We start from the raw sequence: 21,764 nt of genomic DNA on the forward strand, positions 1-21,764 counted from the left end.
GAGGTCGTGCGGGCCCGCCTTCCCTAGGCGGAGGCACTGCTCGACCTCTCAGTGAGGAGAGCAGTGGCAGGCAAGGCCCGCGTGCACGAGTTGGCTAAAGAACTCGGTGTCACAAGTAAGGAACTACTCGCGAAGCTCAAGGAGCAAGGCGAGTTCGTGAAGTCGGCGTCCTCGACGGTGGAAGCACCTGTCGCACGTCGGCTGCGCGAGTCGGTGGCGTCGAAGTCCGCCCCGACCAACGGAGCATCCAAGTCCGAGGCACGTCCCGGACCCGCATCGACGGCCCGTCCGTCCGCCAAGCCCACTCCGGGTGGCCCGCGTCCTGGTCCGCGTACTCCGGCTCCGGCCGCGCCAGCTACCCCGGCGGCTCCTGTCGTGCAGGCAGCCGCTGAGCCCGTCGCTCGGCCCGCCGAGCGCGTCGCCGATGCGGTGCGCCCCGGTCCGGCTGTGAAGCCGGCGCCCGCGGCTCCCGCCGCCCGCGAAACCGCGCCGGTTCAGGACGCCGCACCGTCGGCGCCCGCCGCGCAGGCCGCTCCGGCTCCCGCCGGTCCGCGCCCGACCCCCGGTGGTGCGCGTCCCGCTCAGCCGCAACAGCAGCGTCCGGGTACTCCGGCACCGGGCTCCGGCTCGCGTCCGGGTGGTCCCGCCGGTGGTCCGAAGCCCGGCCCCAAGACTCCTCGGGTCGGCAACAATCCCTATTCCTCTGCTCCAGAGCGTGAGCGCCCCGCGGCGCGTCCCGCCCCCGGCCAGAGCAGTCCTCGCCCGGGTCCGGGGCACGCCCCCCGTCCCGGCGGAGCTCCTGCTCAGGGCGGCGCTCGTCCGGCTCCCGGTCAGGGCGGTCCCCGTCCTGCCGCGGGTCAGGGTGGTCCCCGTCCCGGTGGTCCGCGTCCGAGCCCCGGCTCGATGCCGCCGCGCCCGAATCCCGGTGCGATGCCTGCTCGTTCGGCCCGTCCGGGTCCGGGCGGCGGCGCGGGTGCCGGTCGTCCTGGTGGCGGTCCCGGCGGTCGTCCGGGTGGTCCCGGCGGTCGTCCCGGTGGCGGCGGCGGTGGCGGTGGCTACCGCGGCGGTCCCGGTGGTGGCGGCGGTAACACGGGTGCTCCCGGTGCAGGCGCGGGTGCTCCCGCGGCCGGTGGTTTCCGTGGTCGTCCCGGTGGCGGCGGTGGTCGTCCGGGTGGTCCCGGTGGCCGCGGCGGTGCCGCAGGTGCGTTCGGTCGTCCCGGCGGTGCAGTCCGTCGTGGTCGTAAGTCGAAGCGGGCGAAGCGCGCCGAGTACGAGAACATGCAGGCTCCTGCCGTCGGTGGCGTTCGCCTGCCGCGCGGCAACGGCGAGGTCATCCGTCTCGCCCGTGGCGCATCGCTCTCGGACTTCGCGGAGAAGATCGACGCCAACCCGGCCTCGCTGGTCCAGGCGCTGTTCAACCTCGGCGAAATGGTGACCGCCACCCAGTCGGTGAACGACGAGACCCTCGAGCTGCTCGGCAGCGAGATGAACTACGTCGTGCACGTCGTCAGCCCGGAGGACGAGGACCGCGAGCTGCTCAGCTCGTTCGACCTCACCTACGGCGAGGACGAGGGCGACGAGTCCGACCTCGAGATCCGTCCGCCGGTGGTGACCGTCATGGGTCACGTCGACCACGGTAAGACTCGACTGCTGGACACGATCCGTAAGACGAACGTCCGTGAGGGCGAAGCCGGCGGCATCACCCAGCACATCGGTGCCTACCAGGTGTTGACCTCCCTCGAAGGCAACGAGCGTCTCGTGACCTTCATCGACACCCCCGGTCACGAGGCCTTCACGGCCATGCGTGCCCGTGGTGCCAAGGCCACCGACCTCGCGATCCTGGTCGTTGCCGCCGACGACGGCGTCATGCCGCAGACGGTGGAAGCGATCAACCACGCCCAAGCGGCCGACGTGCCGATCGTGGTCGCGGTCAACAAGATCGACAAGGAAGGCGCGAACCCGGACAAGATCCGGCAGCAGCTGACCGAATACGGTCTCGTGGCCGAGGAGTATGGCGGCGACACCATGTTCGTCGACATCTCCGCCAGGGAGAACATCAACATCGAGGCACTGCTCGAAGCCGTCCTGCTCACCGCGGACGCGGCGCTGGACCTGCGGGCCAACCCGGATATGGACGCGCAGGGTGTCGCCATCGAGGCGCACCTCGACCGCGGCCGTGGTCCGGTGGCGACCGTGCTCATCCAGCGCGGCACACTGCGGGTCGGCGACTCGATCGTGGCGGGCGACGCCTACGGCCGTGTTCGCCGCATGGTCGACGAGCACGGCGAGGATGTCCACGCGGCATTGCCGTCGCGTCCGGTGCAGGTCATCGGCTTCACGTCGGTGCCAGGCGCGGGTGACAACCTGATCGTCGTCGAAGAGGACCGGATCGCTCGGCAGATCGCCGACCGTCGCAATGCGCGTAAGCGCAACGCGCTGGCCGCACGCAGCCGCAAGCGGATCAGCCTGGAAGATCTGGATGCCGCACTGAAGGAGACTTCGGAGCTCAACCTGATCCTCAAGGGTGACAACTCCGGTACCGTCGAGGCCCTCGAAGAGGCGCTGCTCGGCATCGTGATCGACGACGAAGTCCGGCTGCGGGTCATCGACCGTGGTGTCGGTGGCGTCACCGAGACCAACGTCAACCTGGCGTCGGCGTCGAACGCGATCATCATCGGGTTCAACGTCCGGGCCGAGGGCAAGGCGACCGAGCTGGCGAACCGCGAGGGCGTCGACATTCGGTACTACTCGGTGATCTACCAAGCCATCGATGAGATCGAGAAGGCCCTCAAGGGCATGCTCAAGCCGATCTACGAAGAGGTCGAGCTGGGTCGCGCCGAGATCCGTGCGATCTTCCGGTCTTCCAAGATCGGCAACATCGCGGGCTGCATGGTCACCTCGGGTTCGGTCAAGCGCAACGCCAAGGCGCGCTTGCTCCGCGACAACGTGGTGATCGCCGAGACGGTGACGATCTCGTCGCTGAAGCGGGAGAAAGACGATGCGACCGAGGTCCGTGAGGGCTTCGAGTGTGGTCTGACGCTGACCTACAGCGACATCAAGGAAGGCGACATCATCGAGGCTTACGAGCTGCGAGAGAAGCCGCGCGACTAATAGTCGCAACTGCCGTCGCGCCTGCCCGTCCCCGGCGAAAGCTGGGCCCGGGTGGGCGCGACGTCTCCACCCGACTACCTTTCGATGCTGAAGAGGTGTACGTGTACGTCGGTGCACTGGAGTTCGACATCCTGCTCGGTGACGTGCATTCACTCAAAGAGAAGCGTTCGGTGATTCGGCCGGTCCTGGCCGAATTGCAACGCTTCGGCGTGAGTGCCGCCGAGGGCGGGGAACACGATCGGCATCGCCGATCGTTGCTGGGAGTTGCCATGGTCAGTTCCGGAATGGAACACCTGACCGAGGTACTCGACAAATGTGAGCGGCACGTTGCCGCTCGTCCGGAGTTAGAGTTGCTGGCAGTGCGCCGCAGGATCTTCGGACCCGAAGACTGATGATTTAATGCTGAGGAGGGTTCAGCCATGGTGGATCAAGCCAGGGCACGCCGACTCGCCAAGCGGATTTCCGCGATCGTGGCGACCGCGATCGAATACGAGGTGAAGGACCCGCGCCTGAACTTCGTGACCATCACCGACGCCAAGGTCTCCCCGGATCTACGGGACGCCAAGCTGTACTACACGGTGCTCGGTGAAAGCCTGGACGTCGAACCCGATTACGAGGGCGCGGCCATGGGTCTGGAGAAGGCGAAGGGCGTGCTGCGTTCGAAGGTGGGCGCCGGTACCGGTGTGAAATTCACCCCGACGCTGGCCTTCGTGCTCGACAAGGTGCCCGAGGTCGCCGCGGACATGGAGGCGTTGCTGGCCAAGGCCAGGGCCGCCGACGAAGCGGTGGCGAAGGTGGCGGCCAGCGCAACGCACGCAGGCGAATCCGACCCGTACAAGGTCGAACGCGATACCGACGACGAGTGACATGCGGTAGACGATGACGACGATGCCCGAAGCGGTCGGCCTCGGTGCGGCCGATCTCGATCCGGCCGTCGCTGCGCTGACCACGGCGCGCTCGGTCACCATCCTGTGCCACGTGCAGCCCGACGCCGACACCATCGGCAGCGGGCTGGCGTTGGCGCTGGTATTGCATCGTCGCGGCATTCCGGTGTGGGTGTCGTTCGCCGAACCTGCCGAGTTGCCCGTTTCGATGCGGTCGTTGCCCGGCGTGCAGCACCTGGTGGTGCCTGCGGAGGTACCGCGTGAGGTCGACCTGCTCGTCGCCGTCGACTGCGGTAGTGCGGGCAGGCTCGGCGCCCTCGCCGACCGATTGTCCGGTGCCGCAACAACACTGGTGCTCGATCATCACCGATCCAACACCAGGTTCGGGATGATCAACGTGATCGATCCGAACGCGGAGTCGACCACAAGCGTGCTCGTTCGGCTGCTCGATGCCTGGCAGGTGCCGATCGATTCGGAAGTGGCGCACTGCCTTTACGCGGGGCTGGTCACCGACACCGGTTCGTTCCGCTGGGTCCGCCCGGGGACGCACCAGTTGGCCGAACGACTGCTGGCCACCGGTATCGACGGTGCGGAGATCTCCCGCACGCTGATGGATACTCATCCATTCAACTGGCTGCCGATGTTGTCCCGTGTCCTCGCCTCCGCGCAGTTGGTTCCCGCGGCGCTCGGTGGCGCCGGCCTGGTCTACGCGTTCGTGCGCTGCGCCGACGTGACCGAGGTGACCTCGGAAGAGGCGGAGAGTGTCGTCGACATCGTCCGCACCACCGCGGAAGCGGGCGTTGCCGCGGTCTTCAAGGAATCACGAACCATCCCGCAGCGCTGGACGGTTTCGCTGCGATCCCGCGACACCACTCCCGGCGCCCATGACGGCATCGATGTGGCCGCGATAGCAACCACTTTGGGCGGCGGCGGTCACCACTTCGCCGCCGGTTACACCACCAACGGCACCCCGGAATCCGTCGTTGCGGCACTGCTGGCCGCCTTCGGGTGAGCAACGCAGCGGCTCTCCTCAGATCGTGCGCTGGCGCCAGGTTGTGTCGTACCCAGCCGCTATATGTTGTGCGACAGCGAAGTCGGGTCAAGGGGAGGTGTTGGTGAGCGCTGAGGATCTCGGCGAGAGCGTGGGGAACGAGTCCGGCATTGTCGCGCCGCCGCGGGAGCGCGACGATCCGGCGGCGGATGCCGGGCCGAGGCGGATCCTCGGGCTCGCGGTGCCGACTTTGGGCGTGCTCGTCGCCGAACCCATCTACCTGCTGTTCGATCTTGCGGTGGTCGGGCGGCTGGGGGCGTTGGCGCTGGCAGGGCTTGCGGTGGGGGGATTGATTCTGACTCAGGCGAGTTCGCAGCTGACCTTCCTGTCCTACGGCACGACCGCGCGCGCGTCGCGCAGACATGGTGCGGGGGACGAGCGCGGGGCGGTGGCCGAAGGTGTGCAGGCGACGTGGATCGCGGTGGTGTTGGGGGCGCTGATTCTTGTTGCGGTGCAGGCGTTCGCGATTCCGCTGACGAGCGTGATCGCGGGCGGCGGAGATATCGCGGCGGAGGCGCTGGTCTGGGTGCGGATCGCATTGTTCGGGGTGCCGTTGATCCTGATCTCGATGGCAGGCAATGGGTGGATGCGTGGGGTGCAGGAGACTCGTCGTCCGTTGCTGTTCGTTATTGCCGGGCTGTCGATTTCGGGAGTGCTGTGCCCGGTGCTCGTGCACGGGTTACTCGGCGCGCCGAGGCTGGAGTTATCCGGCTCCGCGGTGGCCAATGTTGTGGGGCAGACCGTCACAGCGGTGCTATTTCTGAGCGCTGTGATGCGCGAACGCATTTCACTGGCTCCGCACTGGACGGTGATGCGCGCGCAATTGGTGCTCGGTCGCGACCTGATCGTTCGAAGTCTCGCCTTCCAAGCCTGTTTCGTCTCGGCGGCCGCGGTCGCCGCCCGATTCGGTGCCGCGTCCGTCGCCGCCCACCAATTGGTGCTGCAACTCTGGAATTTCCTCGCGCTGACCTTGGATTCGCTCGCGATCGCCGCCCAAACCCTTGTCGGGGCCGCGCTCGGCGCCGGTGACGCGCGGGGCGCGCGCAGTCTGGCGCGTCGAATCACCCGCTGGTCGGAGATCTTCGCGATGCTCCTGGCCGCCTTCTTCGCGGCGGGAGTCGTCGTGATTCCGAAACTTTTCACCGACGACCCCGCCGTGCTCGACCGCACGCACGTCGCCTGGTGGTTCTTCGTCGCCATTATCCCGGTCGCTGGCATCGTCTTCGCTCTCGATGGCGTTCTGCTCGGCGCGGGCGATGCCGCCTACCTGCGCACAACCACTCTCGGTGCCGCGTTGCTCGGCTTCCTCCCGGCGATCTGGCTATCGCTGGCCTTCGACTGGGGCCTGGCCGGAATCTGGTCCGGCCTTGTCGCATTCATGTTGTTGCGGTTGGTCGCGGTGGTGTGGAGGGCCGAGTCGGGGCGTTGGGCACAGGTCGGTACAGAGGTTCCTGGTCGGGGGCGCACGGCCGTCTGAGCTCGGAAGACTTGGTAGCGACCCCCAGGTTCGATGTCGAGATCGCCTGGGCTGGGCCGGTTATCGCTACAGGTAGCGGCGGACGACGACCGTTGCGGGGCGGAGGGAACGGCCGGAGACGATGAGGCCGGGCTGGACCAGGCTGTCGATGGTGCGATCCGCTGCCGGGTCATCGGTCTTCGCCACGTCGGCCGCCTCCATGGTGAGTGCGTCGAAGGGCGCGTCCGGCCGTGGCGCGACGAGGGATCCGCCGCGGCCGACGATGAGGCGTTCGACGCGGGTGGTGATGGCGTCGAAGGCCTCGCGTTCGCGGCGGGACTGCGCGGTGGCGGCGCAGGCGGCGGTGTCGGCGTGCAGGGCGAACAGTTCGACGACGAGGGGGAGGTCGGCTCCCGCGCGGTCTTGCTCGGCGCGCGTCTTGGCGCTATCGACCATGCGCTCGATGGTCGCGGCTTGGCGGGCGATCACCCGGGACAGGTCCTCGATGCGCTCGGCGAGATGGTCGAGCGTGGTCCCCGGATCCTCGGTCGGGCGGGCGGCTGGTTCCGTCATATTCGCACCATAACCGGCGCCGATCGTTCGGGTTGGGTACCAGCCGGATACGGCTGGTTTCAGGTCTGGGGATCGGTCGGATCCGGCTGCTACGATCGCGCTCATGGGGGTTTATGGCATCGACCTGGGCACGACGAACTCGGCCATCGCGCGGATCGACGCAGACGGCCGACCCGAAATCATGGTCGGGATGACCGGCGACACAACAATTCCCTCCGTGGTGCTGTTCGCGTCCGCGAACGATCACCTCGTCGGTGAAGGCGCGCGGCGGGAGGCCCGGCTGGATCCGGAACATGTGTGCGCGTTGGTCAAACGCAGAATGGGCGATACCGAGTGGCGGTTCGCGGCGCACGGCGAGAGGTGGTCGGCACCGGCGGTATCGGCGCTGATCCTGAAAAGCCTTGCCTCCGACGCCGAATTCGGTGGTGGCGAGCGGGTGAAACGGGTTGTCATCACGGTGCCCGCGTATTTCGGTGACGAGGAGCGTCGCGCGACGCTGCAAGCGGGCAACTATGCGGGTTTCGATGTCGCCGGTGTGCTGTCCGAGCCGATCGCCGCGGCGCTGTCCTACGGGTTCGGACGGCTCGACGGCAATATGGATGTCGGCAAGCAGGGGGCGCGGGAGACCGTGCTCGTCTACGACCTCGGGGGCGGCACCTTCGACGCGACCGTTATCGAACTCGCCGATCGCCGCATCTCGGTGCTGGCCGTCGAGGGCGACCATCAACTCGGTGGTGCGGACTGGGACGAGCGGATCGCGCTATACCTATCGCAACAATTCTGCGCGGCCAATCCGGATGCCGAAGATCCGCTGGATGATTCGGCGGGATCGCAGATGCTGGTACTGGCCGCCGAACGCGCCAAGCGTGAGCTGACCGACGCTGACCGCACCGAGGTGGTTGTCGCACACGACGGCGCGCGGGCCGTCATCTCGCTGACTCGCGACGAAGTCGAGGCAATGACCGCCTCGCTGATGCGGCGCACGATAGATCTCTCCCGCGACTGCCTGGCCGCCGCGGGTAAGCGTGGCGTCTCGTCCGTCGACCGCCTGCTGCTGGTCGGCGGCTCCTCCCGAATGCCGATGGTGGAGAGCGAACTTCGGAAAGAGCTCGGCTTGGCCGGTGAACTGCGCGACCCCGACCTGTCGGTGGCTCGCGGCGCCGCGCTCTACGGCGAGAAGCTCGAGATGGAGCGGTTGGTCATCGCGGACCTGGTGACGCGGGGCAGGCTGCGCGACGGGGCGAACATTCAGGATGCGCCACAACAGGATCTGGACAATGCGATCGGCAGGGTCGCCGCGTCCTTCGGGCAACCGGTGGGTCTGGTGCGACGGATGCTGGAAATTCAGGTCGACACGGTCGTGTCGCGTGGCTTCGGCGTGCTCGCGCTCGACTATCAGTACGGGCTGGCGGCGACGTGGCTGGTCACTCGCAATCAGACACTGCCGGTGCGGGTGCGGCGCTCCTTCGGGACGGTCCGCCCGGACCAGGACGAGATCGCCCTGACCATCGTCGAGCAGCAGGGTCAGGCGGCATCGCTGCGGCCCGAGGACACAAAAGTATTGATAGAAGGCCGTATTCGGGGAATTCCGCCGGGGTATCCCGAAGGCAGCGAGGTACGGGTGACCTTCGAGATGGGCTTCGACGGCGTGCTGCACGTGACGGCACATCATATCGACGCCGATATTCCGCTGGTCCTGTCCACCCAGACCGGGGCCACGTTGTCGCAATCGGACGTGGAGCGCGAGCTGGATCAGGTCCAGCGCTCGCGCCGTCGCAGTAGCTGAGTCGCGTCATGGCCTTCAATCCGAACGACTACCGCAAGCGAGTGCTCGCACAGATCGAGCGCAAGGGCGGGATCGAGCACTCGGATCCGTTCGAGCTCTACGACATTCCGCTGGATGAAGCAGACACGCTGAGCGATGCCGAGGTGGCCGCGCAGGTCGCCGAGGTGTGGGGCTTCTGGCAGCGCCAGCGTGATCATCCGAAGTATCGAGTGCTGGCCGGACTGCTGGTCGCCGCGCACCCCGCGCTATCGGAACTGGTGCTCGTGGCGGGAGCGCGGCGGGCCGAGGCGGTGCGGGTGCGCGAGACTCGCGCAAGGCGCGACGCCGACCGTTACGACATCCTCGATACGGCCATATCCCGATTGGTTCAGCGCTACGGCGGTGTTCCGGCCGGAAAGGTCGCGGGGCTGACGGAGATCGGTGCGATGGGCGGGCTGAGCCCCGCGGAGGTCGCGACGCGCATGCGCAGGCACCGGGTCATCGCCGATGCCGAACCAACGCCCGCGGCCCCCAGCGTGCTCACCGACCAGCGCAGGCGACAGATCCGACAATTGCTCGATGAGTGGGAACGGTTGCTGGACGGGCCACCCACACCGACATTGTTCGCGCTGCTCGGGGTGGATTCCAGGACGGGAGGGCAGGCCAACGAAATTCGGCTGCGCGCAGAAGCGTTGCGCGCTCGGTCTCGGGAATTGCCGCCCGGGCGGGTTCGAGTGGTGTTGGACGAGTTACTGATTCACGTACACGACGTGCTCGAGTCCGGCGATTCCGCCGTCCGGGAATACCTGAGCGCAGTGGCCGAAGACGTCGCAGGCGAGCTGCGGCCGAAGGTGAAGGCCGCGGTGCTCGTCGAAGACCAGCTCGTGGGTGCCGACTTTCAGTATCTCGTCGACGAGGCGGTCGCACTCGGGCTCGACCGCGCCGACGCCACCCGTCTGCTCACCGACCTCGCAACGGAACTCGGTGCCCGAGTAGAGGACTCGGCGCGGAGCCTGCCCGCAGCCCAACCGGGATCGTCACCGGGCATGACCGCGCCGCAGGGGAGGACTGTGTCGCGGGGCTCGACCGAGTCGCTTGGTGGGGCTGTGTCCCCGGGCAGAACCGCGTCGTCGAGCACGGCCGCGCGTCGTCGATGGGAAGCTCCGCTGAAGGCGGCACGCGCCGCGCTGCGAGCGGGCCGCCCGGCCGAAGCGGCACGTCAGGTCGTCGAGGCGCGGCGACTCCTCGGTGCCGACGACGACGGATTGACACCCATCCGATCGGTCGCCGACGAAGTCGACCGGGTGCTTGTGGAGGCCGCTGTGCGCTGGCGCGGCGCGATCTCCGCCTGCGCCGCGAAACGATACGTCGAGGCCATCCCGCACCTGGAGTTCTTGCAGCGCACCGCCTCCGATGTGCCGCCCCCGGAGCAAGGTCGCACCCTCGACGAACTACTCGTCGAAGCCCGAGCCGCGATCGCCGAAGCGGACCACCTCGCCACCGCCGCGCAAGCGGGCCCCGCCGAAGCCCGACTGCGCGGTGCACTCGACGCCAAGGCCGTCTGCGCCGATCATGCGGGTGCCGCAGCCGCACTCGAGGCGTCACCGGTCGAGGCGCCCGCCAGAGTCGAGGCCACCCGAACGTCGAACGGATCGATCCTGGTCGTGTGGTCGCCGTCATCGACGGGCACCGTCGACTACCGAGTCACCCGCCTCCAGCCGGACGGATCCTGGCGCGTAGTGGGCCGCACCAAAGCCACCGAACTCGAAGACGGCGGCGCACCAACAGGACCGCCGCCCGTATACGCGGTCGCAGCCGCGGTCGCCGGGAAGTACTCGGAGATCACCCGCTCGGACACAGCCTCCAGCACAACACCTCATCGCATAGAAAACTCACCGAAACCGTCTGGCGAACACCAACTGCCAGCTCCGACGCCACTCGACAATTCAACCCCCACGCAGGCAGTTCCCACGCCCGCGCCGGACAACCTCGAGCCTTCGCGAAGTGCGGCTGGACCCGCGCCCGATGACGGTCGGCACCCACAGAGTGACGGTGAGCGTCCAGCCCGCGATGGTGCGCTTCCGTCGAGTGGTGGTGAGCGTCCAGCCCGCGATGCTGCGCTTCCGTCGAGTGGTGGCGAGCGTCCAGCCCGAGCTGGTGCGCTTCCGTCGGGTGATGGCGAGCGTCCAGCCCGAGATGGTGTACTCCCGCTGGGTGGTGGTGCGCTGCCGTCGGGTGATGGTGAGTATCCGGAGCGCGACCTGGGGCACTCGCAGGGGGGCGGCATGCTGTCGCAAGGGGATGGTCCGGAGCGTTCAGGCAGTGAGGGTGATGGTCCGACGCCGTCGGGAGGTGGTGGGGATCCGGAGAGCAGCCGGGACCAATCGTATGCCCGTGGTGTGCCGTCGCAGGGTGATGGTGAGTGTCCAGGCGGTGGCGGGCGCCGACAGAGCGCTGGTGCGTCTCCGTCGGGTGGCGCGTCGTCGCCGGTTGATGGTGCGTCCCCACAGGGTGGTGGAAACCCGGTGGGCGATCGAGGCGGCTCGCAGAGCGATGAGGTGCCCTCGCGGGGTGGGTATTCGGAACGCGGTCGAGGTGACTTGCCGGTAGACGACGTGCCGTCGCGAGGTGACGGTGCGAATCCTGGCGGCCTTGGTGGACGCCGACAAAGTGCCGCCGTGCCACCTCCGGACGCTGCTGGTCATCCGGAGCGCAATCGCGGGCATTCCCAGAACGATCGTGCGCCCGCCCAGAACGATCGCGCGGATCGACGCGACGATCCGGCACCCGCTGGGATCCCTACAGTCACCAGGTTGGCCGAGCAATCCGGCCTCCTGGTGTTCGCCTGGCCGACCGGCATAACCGAAGTCATGATCGTTGCTCGCGCCGACGAACCCCCGACCGCCCCCGACGACCCGCAAGCACGCGCATGGAAGGTCACCAACATGCGCTACGAGATCGACGGCGGCGTCCGCATACCCGGAGACATAAACCGTCCCTGCCACATCGCGATTGCTTCGTGCCGCCGCGATCCCACCGGAAAGCTCACTATCGCACCCGATTTCGCAGCGACGGCCCGCATCAGCTGGGAACGCTAGCGGAGCAATGTAGTCGGTGGCGCCGCCTGGGAGCACCACCGGAAAGTTCACTGTCACCACGGGTTTCGCGACGACTGCCAGAATTGGCTTGAAACGCTGGCGGAGCAATACAGTTGGTGGCGCTGTCACATCGTGGTGGCGGCGTGCCGTCGGGAGGACCACCGGAAAGCTCGCTGCTACGGTGAGTTCCGGCTACGGCCTGGATCTACTGGGAACGTAGCCGAGCGATTCAGTGGGTTGGTGCCGTGATTGCGCTGCGACCGCAGTGAATTCATCGGCAGGCCGACCGCCGCGGCAGGTTTCGCGGCTACTGCATGGCTGGCGAAGCAATATCGTCGAGTTGATGCCGCGACCTAAAAGTTTGGTCCGCAGGAAACGCAGCGGAGAAATGTGGCCGATGGTGCCGGTATGCCGCTGGAGACCGTCGTGAAGCCGCAAGAATGCTCGAGTATCGCGGCGTCAACGGTCGATCGCCAACCCTTCAGGCCGCGCGGCGCGCGGCGCAACGGTGAGCTGCGCGGTGTCCAAGATCTCGGCATACCAGATCAGATCAGATCGAGATCGCCGAGGATTTCGCGTCGAGTATCACCAGTGGCGTATGGCGGCGGGCATCTTCGGCGTGCTGCCACCATCAGGCGCCACTCGCGGGCTCGATACGCCCGTGGCGGGGGCGTGTGGCAAGCGACGCGCAGGTGGGAGCGGGGCGGCGGGCGTGGAGTGGTGTGGTTGTGCCAATGTAGGTGTGGTGATACCCAAGTTGATGGCGGTGAGCGACGTTCATGTCGGCCACCAGGGGAATCGTCCGGTGGTCGAGGATATCCGGGCGGATTCGCCGGAGGACTGGTTGATTGTCGCGGGTGACGTGGCGGAGAAGACCGACGATATCCGGTGGACGCTGAAGCTGTTGCGCAGCCGGTTCGCGAAGGTGATCTGGGTGCCGGGTAACCACGAATTGTGGACCACGGCAAAGGATCCGGTGCAGATGCACGGTGCGGCGCGATACGACTATCTGGTGTCGATCTGCCGCGATCTCGATGTGCTCACACCGGAGGATCCGTTCCCGGTGTGGGAGGGTGCGGGTGCGGAGGAGCACGGCGGTGCGGTGACGCTGGCCCCGATGTTCCTGCTCTACGACTACTCGTGGCTGCCCAAGGGCACCACCACGAAGACGGAAGGGCTTGCCGTCGCGCGCGACCGCAATGTGGTGGCGACCGACGAGTTCCTGCTCTCGCCGGACCCGTTCGCGACGCGCGACGCCTGGTGTCATGCCCGAGTCCAGATCACCAAACGCAAGCTGGACGCGCTTGCGCCGGGCACGCCGTTGGTGATGATCAACCACTTCCCGATGGTGCGCCAACCCACCGACGTACTGTTCTACCCGGAGTTCGCCCTGTGGTGCGGCACCGATCTGACCGCCGACTGGCACACCCGCTACAACGTGCTGTGCTCGGTCTACGGCCACCTCCATATTCCGCGCACCTCCTACTACGACGGCGTGCGATTCGAAGAGGTCTCCCTCGGCTACCCCCGCGAATGGAAGCGCCGCGGCCTACCCGATCGCCTGCTCCGCCAGATCCTGCCGACCCCGGAATACCCGCCGGGCTCGCTGAACAAATGGGGCGGGCACTTCCAGGTCACGCCGGAAATGGAAGCGGCCGCCGAAGAAATGCGAAGCAAGGCCGAACGGCGTCGCGGGGTCTGACCCGACACCCGGGTGCCGGGCTCGACTACGCTCGTTGGCGATGATCGAGAAAATTCTGCCTGCTGGTGTGGCCTCGGCCGAGCTGTTGGCGTACCCGGAGGAGCTGAAGCCGCACCCGGCGGAGGAGCATCTCATCGCGAAGTCGGTGGAGAAGCGGCGTCGGGACTTTATCGGGGCCCGCCATTGCGCGCGCCTGGCGTTGGCTGAGCTCGGCGAGCCGCCGGTGCCGATCGGGAAAGGCGAGCGGGGCGCGCCGATATGGCCGCGCGGCATCGTCGGGAGCCTCACCCACACCGAGGGATATCGTGCTGCGGCGCTCGCGCACAAACTGCGATTCCGATCCGTCGGCATCGACGCGGAACCGCATGGTCCGCTCCCCGAGGGCGTGCTGGATTCGGTGAGTCTGCCTCCCGAGCGGGAGTGGCTGAACACTGCGAGCCCGGTCACCGCATTGCATCTCGACCGACTGCTGTTCTGCGCCAAGGAAGCCACCTACAAGACGTGGTGGCCGCTGACGTCGCGCTGGCTGGGTTTCGAGGACGCGCACATCACCTTCACCGTGGACGAGAGCTCCGACGGCGCGGGCACGGGAACATTCCGCAGCGAACTGCTGGTCCCCGGACAGACCAATGACGGCGGTACCCCGCTGGCCTCGTTCGACGGCCGCTGGATGATCGGCGACGGGCTCATCCTTACCGCGATCGTGCTCGGCTGATGGCGGACTCGACGGTCCGTCCCGACGTGCTCGGCGGCCTGCTGATCGTGGACAAAGACGGCGGCTGGACCAGTCATGACGTCGTCGCGAAATCTCGGAAGTTGTTGCGTACCAAGAAGGTAGGTCACGCGGGCACGCTCGATCCGATGGCGACCGGTGTGCTCGTGCTCGGGGTGGAGCGTGCTACCAAGCTGCTCGGTCTACTCACCCTGACCACCAAGTCCTATACCGCGACCATTCGCCTCGGCCAGGCCACGACCACCGACGACGCCGAGGGTGAGGTGCTCACGACCACCCCGGCCACGTACCTTGCCGACGACGAAATCGCCACGCAGACAGCGAAACTGACAGGCGAAATCGAACAGGTCCCCGCCACAGTCAGCGCGATCAAGGTGAACGGCGAACGCGCCTATGCGCGCCACCGTGCGGGTGAAGACGTGCAGCTCGCGGCCCGTCCCGTGACGGTGTCCCGCTTCGACATCCTCGCTCGCCACGACATTTCGGACGGCAATTTCGTAGACCTCGATGTCGAGGTCGAATGCTCGTCGGGCACCTATGTGCGCGCGCTGGCCCGCGACCTCGGCGCCGCACTCGGCGTCGGCGGCCACCTGACCGCTCTGCGTCGCACCAGGGTTGGCCCCTTCACTCTCGAACACGCCCGCACTCTGGACGAATTGGCGCTCGCCGCGGAAGCCGAAACCCCGCTGCTGAGCCTGGGCATGGACGACGCTGTCCGAACCGCCTTCCCACACCGCATCATTGACGCCGAGGAAGCCGATTCGCTGCGCGACGGGCGCTGGCTGGAGCCGATCGGAATCAAGGGCGTACACGCGGCGCTGACCGAGGATGGAACGGCCATCGCGCTGCTGGAGGAGAAGGGCAAGCGCGCGGCCTCGGTGATGGTGATCCGTCCGCGCGGGCTGGTCGACTAGGCGTACTGGAGCGTTCGCGTACTAGTTCGCCGAGTTCGCCGGTGATGCGGCATCGACGGGATCCCCGACATGGGTTCCTCCGGAGTGACCGCCGACACCCAGACCCGATTCTTCGGCGCGATCTTCGTCGGCTACGGCGCCGTGTGGATCTGGGCCGCCCGCCGGTCTCCGATCTCGGCGGTAGTCATCCGCTGGCTCGCCGGAATCTTCCTGCTCGGCGCCATCGGCCGATTCATCTCGCTGGCGGTATACGGCTGGCCGCACTGGTTCCAAATCGCGCTCACCGGACCCCGGCAGCGAACAACCCGAAACACTTGAACACGCCGAACTCAGGCCCGGCCCGGCATGTCGACCACGAGAACCCGCCCGATCGGCGCTTCGTGGTGAACCGCCGCCATCCCTACAGTCGACGGCAGCGAATACACAGTGACCGGTCCACTGTGGAGACCATTCAGGACACAACCGCCGATGTCATTGACAACAGCTACGCGCACGTGACACCGGCAGCCGAATCCGTAGAAAGCCGAACTCCGGGGCGACGATGAGCCACACCGAATCGCGGCAAGCCGCACGACAGCTACTCGACGCCATCCTGGCCTCGGGCTACAACTCGATCGAGCAGTTCGTCGGCCACCTCCGCGACGACCCTCTCGCCGATACCACCATCCTGCCGCCGCTGACCGAACACAACGGCGTGCGCTTCGGACTCGAACCCAGCGGGCGCCACCGCGCCCACTAGCCTGCATTCCGACCGGCGCGCGCTGGCGGTTGGCGGCGCCCGAACATCATCACCGATGGCGCCGAATAGATTTGCCGCCAAAGACGTTCACCGATAGATCGCGGCTCGGATATTCGCGGGCATCGAGCATGTGGCGGCCCCCTAGCGAATCCGTCACCAGCAGAGAAGCTTTCGGAGACTCGGTACCGTGACGGCTGCCTTCCGTGTGATGGCGCCGTGGCGGTATGTCGATGCGAACTCCATTGCACCGCAAGGCAACTCGATGTCACCCAAGAGTAGCGCTCAGTCGGTTGTGGTGAGCCAGATGGCTTCGGCGGCGGGGCTGCCGAGGTCTATGGTGCGGTCTTCGATGCGGATGGCGATGGTGCCTGCGAAGTCTCGGCGTTCCACGACGGCGATGGGGGTGTCGAGGGCGATGCCGACGGAGTCGAAGTAGCGGAGCATGTCGGGGTCGGCATCGGAGATGCGGGCCACCCGGCCGGACTCTGTGGCGGAGAAGTCGCTCAGCTGACGGGCCGGTGGGGTGGGGACGGCGCCATCGACCGAGGGGATGGGGTCGCCGTGTGGGTCGCGGTCGGGGAAGCCGAGTTTGGCGTCGATGCGGGCCATCAACAGTTCGGAGACCGCGTGCTCGAGCACCTCGGCTTCGTCGTGCACCTCGTCCCAGCCATAGCCGAGCTCGCTGACGAGGAACGTCTCGATCAGCCGGTGGCGGCGGACCATGGCGATCGCGGCGAGGCGACCGTCCTCGGTGAGCGTGATGGCGCCGTAGCGAGCGTGTTCCACCAGACCCTGGTCGGCGAGCTTGCGGACCGCCTCGGAGACGGTGGAGGCCGAAACGCCGATTCGTTCGGCGAGCAGCTTCGTCGACACCTTCTCTTGCGACCACTCCTGCGCGGTCCAGATCACCTTCAGATAGTCCTGTGCCACTGACGACAGCACCGGCGCCATCGTCACGGTGACGCCATACGATTCACTCGGCGCCGACCCACCCGCCTGCTGCGGAGCGGCGTTCGTCAGCTGCGCCGCGACGTCGGCCAGCTCGCGTCGGGTGGCGATATCTCGTTTACCGGGCACATACCCGAGCTTAGGCACAAGCCTGCCGAATCACACATCTCGCCGCACGGGTGACCACCGTATGCACCATCCGTACACGGCACCGGAAGCGTTGTGTGACATCAGCACGCCCGAACCCGTTCGCCACCTGGGCTGTCTGCGTCACGGCCGCCCCAGTTCGGTCGGGCGGCTGTGCACGGGACACGGCTGCGCTGCGGCCCGGCGCGGGCTTCGGTCGGACTGTGTCCGGCTCTGCAATATAGGCTGCGCAGTGTGCAGAGATGGCGAAGTCTCGACGATGTGCCCGCGGACTGGGGGCGGTGTGTCCTCACGATCGGTGTGTTCGACGGTGTGCACCGTGGTCATGCGCAGCTGATCAGCCGGGCCGTGAAGGCCGCTGCCGCGCGCGGTGTTCCCGCAGTGCTGATGACCTTCGATCCGCATCCGATGGAGGTTGTGCGGCCGGGCTCACATCCCGCGCAGCTGACCACGTTGACCAGACGTGCGGAGTTGGCCGAGGAACTCGGTGTCGACGTGTTCTGTGTCATGCCGTTCACCCAAGATTTCATGAAGCTGCCGCCGTCGCGGTACGTGCATGATCTGCTGGTCGAACGGCTGCATGTGGTCGAGGTAGTGGTGGGGGACAACTTCACCTTCGGCAAGAAGGCGGCAGGCACCATCGACACCATGCGTGAGCTGGGTGGCCGGTTCGGCTTCGAGGTCGACGGCGTGAAGCTGATCGGCGAGCACGCGGTCACCTTCTCCTCCACCTACATTCGCGCCTGCGTCGACGCGGGCGATATGGGTGCGGCCGCCGAGGCGCTCGGCAGGCCGCACCGCGTCGAGGGTGTCGTGGTGCACGGCGACGGACGTGGCAAGCAACTCGGATTTCCCACGGCGAATGTCGCGCCGCCGATGCATGCGGCGATCCCCGCCGACGGTGTGTACGCGGGCTGGTTCACCGTGCTCGGCCCTGGCCCGACCATCGGCACCGTGACGCCGGGCGAACGCGCGATGGCCGCCATCTCGGTCGGCACCAACCCCACCTTCTCCGGCCGTGCGCGGACCGTCGAGGCATACGTACTCGACGGCGAGGCCGATCTCTACGGTCAGCATGTCGCGGTGGACTTCGTGGAGCACCTGCGTGGGATGCGCAAGTTCGATTCGATCGACGAATTGCTCGAGGCCATGGGCCGCGACGTGCAGAACACCCGCAAGGTCCTCGCTGGCAGTGTTTGATTTGCAGCGCCTGCGGCGCTGCGTGTTCGCGGCCACGAAGGCTCGCTTCCGAGCACTCGAGACTCGCGCCTTCGGCGCATGCGCTTCGAGTGCCCGGAAGCGAGCCGGCCGCGAACGTCGCTCGTAAGACTCGCTCCGTGGTGGACCGGATAGTTTTCGCCCTACTGCCCGATGCGATGTTCGCCGTGGGGGTCCGGTAAGGTCGATCCTCGGGTTTGCTGCGGTCCGCGGTGGCACCCTCCGGGAAACCGGATTCCGAGCGCGGTACTGAAAATAGGAGTGGACGCCCCATGGCTCTGACCACTGAGCAGAAGTCGACGATTCTCAAGGAATACGGCCTGCACGAGAAGGACACCGGTTCGCCGGAAGCCCAGATCGCGATGCTGTCCAAGCGAATCTCCGACCTCACCGAGCACCTGAAGGTGCACAAGCACGATCACCACACGCGCCACGGTCTGCTCGCGCTGATCGGCCGTCGTCGTCGGCTCTCGAAGTACCTGCAGAAGAGCGATATCGCGCGCTACCGTTCGCTCATCGAGCGCCTCGGCCTGCGTCGATAGTATTTTGCAGCGCTGTGTTCGATTTGCATCGCCGCGAACGTCGCCCGTAAGACTCGCTCCGTGGTGGTCGGGTTGGGAGTGGTACTCCCGACACACTGCGTAGGCGGAGGCGGTGGAATACCTGGCCAACGGGGAGACGTACAATCTCCCCGTTGGCTAATTGTGTATGAGGGGTATGCGCCGGAGCGACTGTTCGTAGGTTGCTCGAGACAGCATCGCCCATCTACACAACAACATTGCACAGCCGTATGCACCCGCCGCGTGGCGTCGGTCTTCGGTAGTGGCCTCCCGGCAGGTGAGGGCTCCAGTCACAGTGGAGCACCGTCGCCGGCGGGCTTCGATCGATGACCGCCTCCGCGTCGCCGAATCCAAGGGGATCTGGCCGGGTGCGCGCGTTGCAGCCAGGAGGGTTGCCGCGCGCCCGTATCCGGTACGGCTGACGAATAGCCGAGTCGCGCCCATGACGCGCTCGACTCGGCGAAGACGAGAGGTTGAGAGAAGAAAATGACCGAAACAACTGAACGCACGTCCTCTGCCGTAGAGGTTGAACCCGGTGTGTTCGAGTCCGTCGCGCTGATCGACAACGGCAGCTACGGCACCCGCACCGTCCGCTTCGAGACCGGCCGTCTGGCCCGTCAGGCCGCCGGTTCGGTCGTTGCCTACCTGGACGACGAGACCATGCTGCTGTCGGCGACCACCGCGGGCAAGCACCCCAAAGAGCAGTTCGACTTCTTCCCGCTGACGGTCGACGTCGAGGAGCGGATGTACGCCGCGGGCCGCATCCCCGGCTCGTTCTTCCGCCGCGAGGGCCGTCCGTCCACCGACGCGATCCTCACCTGTCGCCTGATCGACCGGCCGCTGCGCCCGTCCTTCGTCGATGGACTGCGCAATGAGATCCAGGTCGTCGTCACCGTGATGAGCCTCGATCCGAACGACCTGTACGACGTCGTCGCGATCAACGCCGCATCCGCGTCCACCCAGATCTCGGGCCTGCCGTTCTCCGGGCCGGTCGGCGGCGTCCGCGTCGCGCTGATCGAGGGCCAGTGGGTCGCGTTCCCGACCGTCGAGCAGCTCGAGGGCGCCGTGTTCGACATGGTCGTCGCCGGGCGTGTCGTCGAGTCCGGCGATGTCGCGATCATGATGGTCGAGGCCGAGGCAACCACCAAGGTCATCGCGCTGATCGAGGGTGGCGCGCAGGCACCGACCGAGGCTGTCGTCGCCGAGGGCCTGGAAGCGGCCAAGCCGTTCATCGCCCGTCTGTGCAAGGCGCAGCAGGATCTGGCCGCACTGGCGGCCAAGCCGACCGCCGAGTTCCCGCTGTTCCCGCCGTATGGCGCGGACGTTTTCGAGGCCGTCGAGGGTACCGCCAAGCGTGAGCTCGGCGAGGCCATGAGCATCGCCGACAAGCAGCAGCGTGAAGACAAGATCGACGAGATCAAGGTCGACGTGCTCTCCCGCCTCGGCGACGACTTCGTCGGCCGCGAGAAGGAGCTGGGCGCCGCATTCCGCTCGGTAACCAAGAAGCTTGTCCGTCAAAGGATTCTGTCCGACGGGTTCCGCATCGATGGTCGCGGTCTCGCGGACATCCGCGCACTCTCCGCCGAGGTCGCCGTTGTGCCCCGTGCACACGGTTCGGCCCTGTTCGAGCGTGGCGAGACCCAGATCCTGGGCGTCACCACCCTCGACATGGTGAAGATGGCGCAGCAGGTCGACTCGCTCGGCCCGGAGACCAGCAAGCGCTACATGCACCATTACAACTTCCCGCCGTTCTCCACCGGTGAGACCGGTCGCGTCGGTTCGCCCAAGCGCCGCGAAATCGGCCACGGCGCGCTCGCGGAGCGGGCCCTGATGCCGGTGCTGCCGAGCCAGGAAGAGTTCCCGTACGCCATCCGTCAGGTGTCGGAGGCGTTGTCCTCCAACGGTTCCACCTCGATGGGCTCGGTGTGCGCCTCGACCCTGTCGCTGCTGAACGCCGGTGTGCCGTTGAAGGCGCCGGTCGCCGGTATCGCCATGGGCCTGGTGTCGGACACCATCAAGAACGACAAGGGCGAGGACGAGGTCCGCTACGTCGCGCTCACCGACATCCTCGGCGCCGAGGATGCCTTCGGCGACATGGACTTCAAGGTTGCCGGCACCAGTGACTTCGTCACCGCGCTGCAGCTCGACACCAAGCTCGACGGCATCCCCTCGCAGGTGCTCGCCGGTGCGCTCGCTCAGGCACACGACGCTCGCGCCACCATCCTGGAGGTCATGGCCGAGGCCATCAACACTCCGGACGAGATGAGCCAGTACGCGCCACGCGTCACCGCGATCAAGATCCCGGTCGACAAGATCGGTGAGGTCATCGGACCCAAGGGCAAGGTGATCAACCAGATCACCGAGGAAACCGGCGCCAACATCTCGATCGAAGATGACGGCACCGTTTACGTCGGTGCGACCAACGGCCCTGCGGCGCAGGCGGCGATCGACATGATCAACGCCATCGCGAACCCGCAGCTGCCGAAGGTCGGCGAGCGCTTCCTGGGCACGGTCGTCAAGACCACCGCCTTCGGCGCGTTCGTCTCGCTGCTGCCGGGTCGTGACGGCCTGGTCCACATCTCCAAGCTCGGCAACGGCAAGCGCGTCGCCAAGGTCGAGGACGTGGTGAACGTCGGCGACAAGCTGCGCGTGGAGATCGCCGATATCGACAACCGCGGCAAGATCTCGCTGGTGCCGGTCGAGGAGACCACCGAAGAGCCTGCTGCCGCCGAGACCGTTGACGCGGGCGCGGCGGAGACCGAGTAGTACTTGTCCTTGTGACGAAGAAGAAGACGGCAACCCCCCTGCTCCCCGGCGAGCAGGGGGGTTCTGCCCTCCCGTCGCCTGACCGCCACCCCTCAACGG

The 21,764-nt window shown here is 67.0% G+C and carries 17 protein-coding genes; 15 read left to right on the top strand and 2 right to left on the bottom strand.

Annotated features, from left to right (window positions below; translation table 11 throughout):
- Positions 1 to 63: 63 nt before the first annotated feature.
- From infB to ACLMAJ_RS32830, 5 genes are all read left to right on the top strand, one after another.
- Positions 64 to 3,111 carry a translation initiation factor IF-2 gene (gene infB / locus ACLMAJ_RS32810; RefSeq protein WP_412017761.1) on the top strand — a complete coding sequence of 1,016 codons (3,048 nt, stop codon included), beginning with the start codon at positions 64 to 66 and terminating at the stop codon, positions 3,109 to 3,111.
- 101 nt (positions 3,112 to 3,212) lie between these two features.
- A complete protein-coding gene (locus tag ACLMAJ_RS32815) occupies positions 3,213 to 3,503 on the top strand; it encodes a DUF503 domain-containing protein (RefSeq protein ID WP_412017863.1) in 291 nt (96 codons plus the stop codon).
- Positions 3,504 to 3,530: 27 nt separating this feature from the next.
- Entirely contained in the window at positions 3,531 to 3,977 is a 447-nt protein-coding gene (rbfA, locus tag ACLMAJ_RS32820; RefSeq protein ID WP_412017762.1) for a 30S ribosome-binding factor RbfA, read from the top strand.
- A gap of 13 nt (positions 3,978 to 3,990) precedes the next feature.
- The gene (locus tag ACLMAJ_RS32825; RefSeq protein WP_412017763.1) at positions 3,991 to 5,007 is read left to right on the top strand and encodes a DHH family phosphoesterase; all 1,017 of its coding nucleotides are present in this window, start codon (positions 3,991 to 3,993) and stop codon (positions 5,005 to 5,007) included.
- A 148-nt stretch (positions 5,008 to 5,155) separates the two neighbouring features.
- Positions 5,156 to 6,523 (top strand): MATE family efflux transporter, encoded by a 1,368-nt coding sequence (locus ACLMAJ_RS32830; protein ID WP_412017864.1) that lies wholly within the window; start codon positions 5,156 to 5,158, stop codon positions 6,521 to 6,523.
- 66 nt (positions 6,524 to 6,589) lie between these two features.
- Here ACLMAJ_RS32830 and grpE read toward each other — a convergent pair whose 3' ends face one another.
- A complete protein-coding gene (grpE, locus tag ACLMAJ_RS32835; RefSeq protein WP_412017764.1) occupies positions 6,590 to 7,075 on the bottom strand; it encodes a nucleotide exchange factor GrpE in 486 nt (161 codons plus the stop codon).
- 103 nt (positions 7,076 to 7,178) lie between these two features.
- On the opposite strand from grpE, the gene ACLMAJ_RS32840 reads away from it, so the two are divergent.
- The 7 genes from ACLMAJ_RS32840 (at position 7,179) to ACLMAJ_RS32870 (ending at position 16,026) form a co-directional block, all read left to right on the top strand.
- The gene (locus ACLMAJ_RS32840; protein WP_412017765.1) at positions 7,179 to 8,861 is read left to right on the top strand and encodes an Hsp70 family protein; all 1,683 of its coding nucleotides are present in this window, start codon (positions 7,179 to 7,181) and stop codon (positions 8,859 to 8,861) included.
- An 8-nt stretch (positions 8,862 to 8,869) separates the two neighbouring features.
- Positions 8,870 to 11,938 carry a hypothetical protein gene (locus tag ACLMAJ_RS32845; RefSeq protein ID WP_412017767.1) on the top strand — a complete coding sequence of 1,023 codons (3,069 nt, stop codon included), beginning with the start codon at positions 8,870 to 8,872 and terminating at the stop codon, positions 11,936 to 11,938.
- A 745-nt stretch (positions 11,939 to 12,683) separates the two neighbouring features.
- Positions 12,684 to 13,640, top strand: a complete 957-nt coding sequence (locus tag ACLMAJ_RS32850) for a metallophosphoesterase family protein (RefSeq protein ID WP_412017865.1) — start codon at positions 12,684 to 12,686, stop codon at positions 13,638 to 13,640.
- Positions 13,641 to 13,680: 40 nt separating this feature from the next.
- Entirely contained in the window at positions 13,681 to 14,355 is a 675-nt protein-coding gene (npt, locus tag ACLMAJ_RS32855) for a 4'-phosphopantetheinyl transferase Npt (protein WP_412017768.1), read from the top strand.
- The gene (gene truB, locus ACLMAJ_RS32860) at positions 14,355 to 15,287 is read left to right on the top strand and encodes a tRNA pseudouridine(55) synthase TruB (protein ID WP_412017769.1); all 933 of its coding nucleotides are present in this window, start codon (positions 14,355 to 14,357) and stop codon (positions 15,285 to 15,287) included. The genes npt and truB overlap by 1 nt, the downstream gene beginning before the upstream one ends.
- 69 nt (positions 15,288 to 15,356) lie before the next feature.
- The gene (locus tag ACLMAJ_RS32865) at positions 15,357 to 15,605 is read left to right on the top strand and encodes a DUF4345 domain-containing protein (protein WP_412017770.1); all 249 of its coding nucleotides are present in this window, start codon (positions 15,357 to 15,359) and stop codon (positions 15,603 to 15,605) included.
- A gap of 223 nt (positions 15,606 to 15,828) precedes the next feature.
- Complete coding sequence (locus tag ACLMAJ_RS32870) at positions 15,829 to 16,026, top strand: hypothetical protein (RefSeq protein WP_412017771.1); 198 nt, start codon at positions 15,829 to 15,831, stop codon at positions 16,024 to 16,026.
- 282 nt (positions 16,027 to 16,308) lie between these two features.
- On the opposite strand, the gene ACLMAJ_RS32875 is transcribed toward ACLMAJ_RS32870, so the two are convergent.
- The gene (locus ACLMAJ_RS32875) at positions 16,309 to 16,977 is read right to left on the bottom strand and encodes a metal-dependent transcriptional regulator (protein WP_412017866.1); all 669 of its coding nucleotides are present in this window, start codon (positions 16,975 to 16,977) and stop codon (positions 16,309 to 16,311) included.
- Positions 16,978 to 17,355: 378 nt separating this feature from the next.
- Here ACLMAJ_RS32875 and ACLMAJ_RS32880 point away from each other — a divergent pair, with 378 nt between their 5' ends.
- From ACLMAJ_RS32880 to ACLMAJ_RS32890, 3 genes are all read left to right on the top strand, one after another.
- A complete protein-coding gene (locus ACLMAJ_RS32880; RefSeq protein WP_412017772.1) occupies positions 17,356 to 18,321 on the top strand; it encodes a bifunctional riboflavin kinase/FAD synthetase in 966 nt (321 codons plus the stop codon).
- 290 nt (positions 18,322 to 18,611) lie between these two features.
- Positions 18,612 to 18,881, top strand: coding sequence for a 30S ribosomal protein S15 (rpsO, locus tag ACLMAJ_RS32885; protein WP_412017773.1), 270 nt, complete (start codon positions 18,612 to 18,614; stop codon positions 18,879 to 18,881).
- 504 nt (positions 18,882 to 19,385) lie between these two features.
- On the top strand, positions 19,386 to 21,665 hold the full coding sequence (locus tag ACLMAJ_RS32890) for a polyribonucleotide nucleotidyltransferase (protein ID WP_412017774.1): 2,280 nt from the start codon (positions 19,386 to 19,388) through the stop codon (positions 21,663 to 21,665).
- Positions 21,666 to 21,764: the final 99 nt, after the last annotated feature.

Origin of the sequence: Nocardia arseniciresistens, from assembly GCF_046764875.1 — a bacterium.
GTDB classification, from domain to species: Bacteria; Actinomycetota; Actinomycetes; order Mycobacteriales; family Mycobacteriaceae; genus Nocardia; species Nocardia arseniciresistens.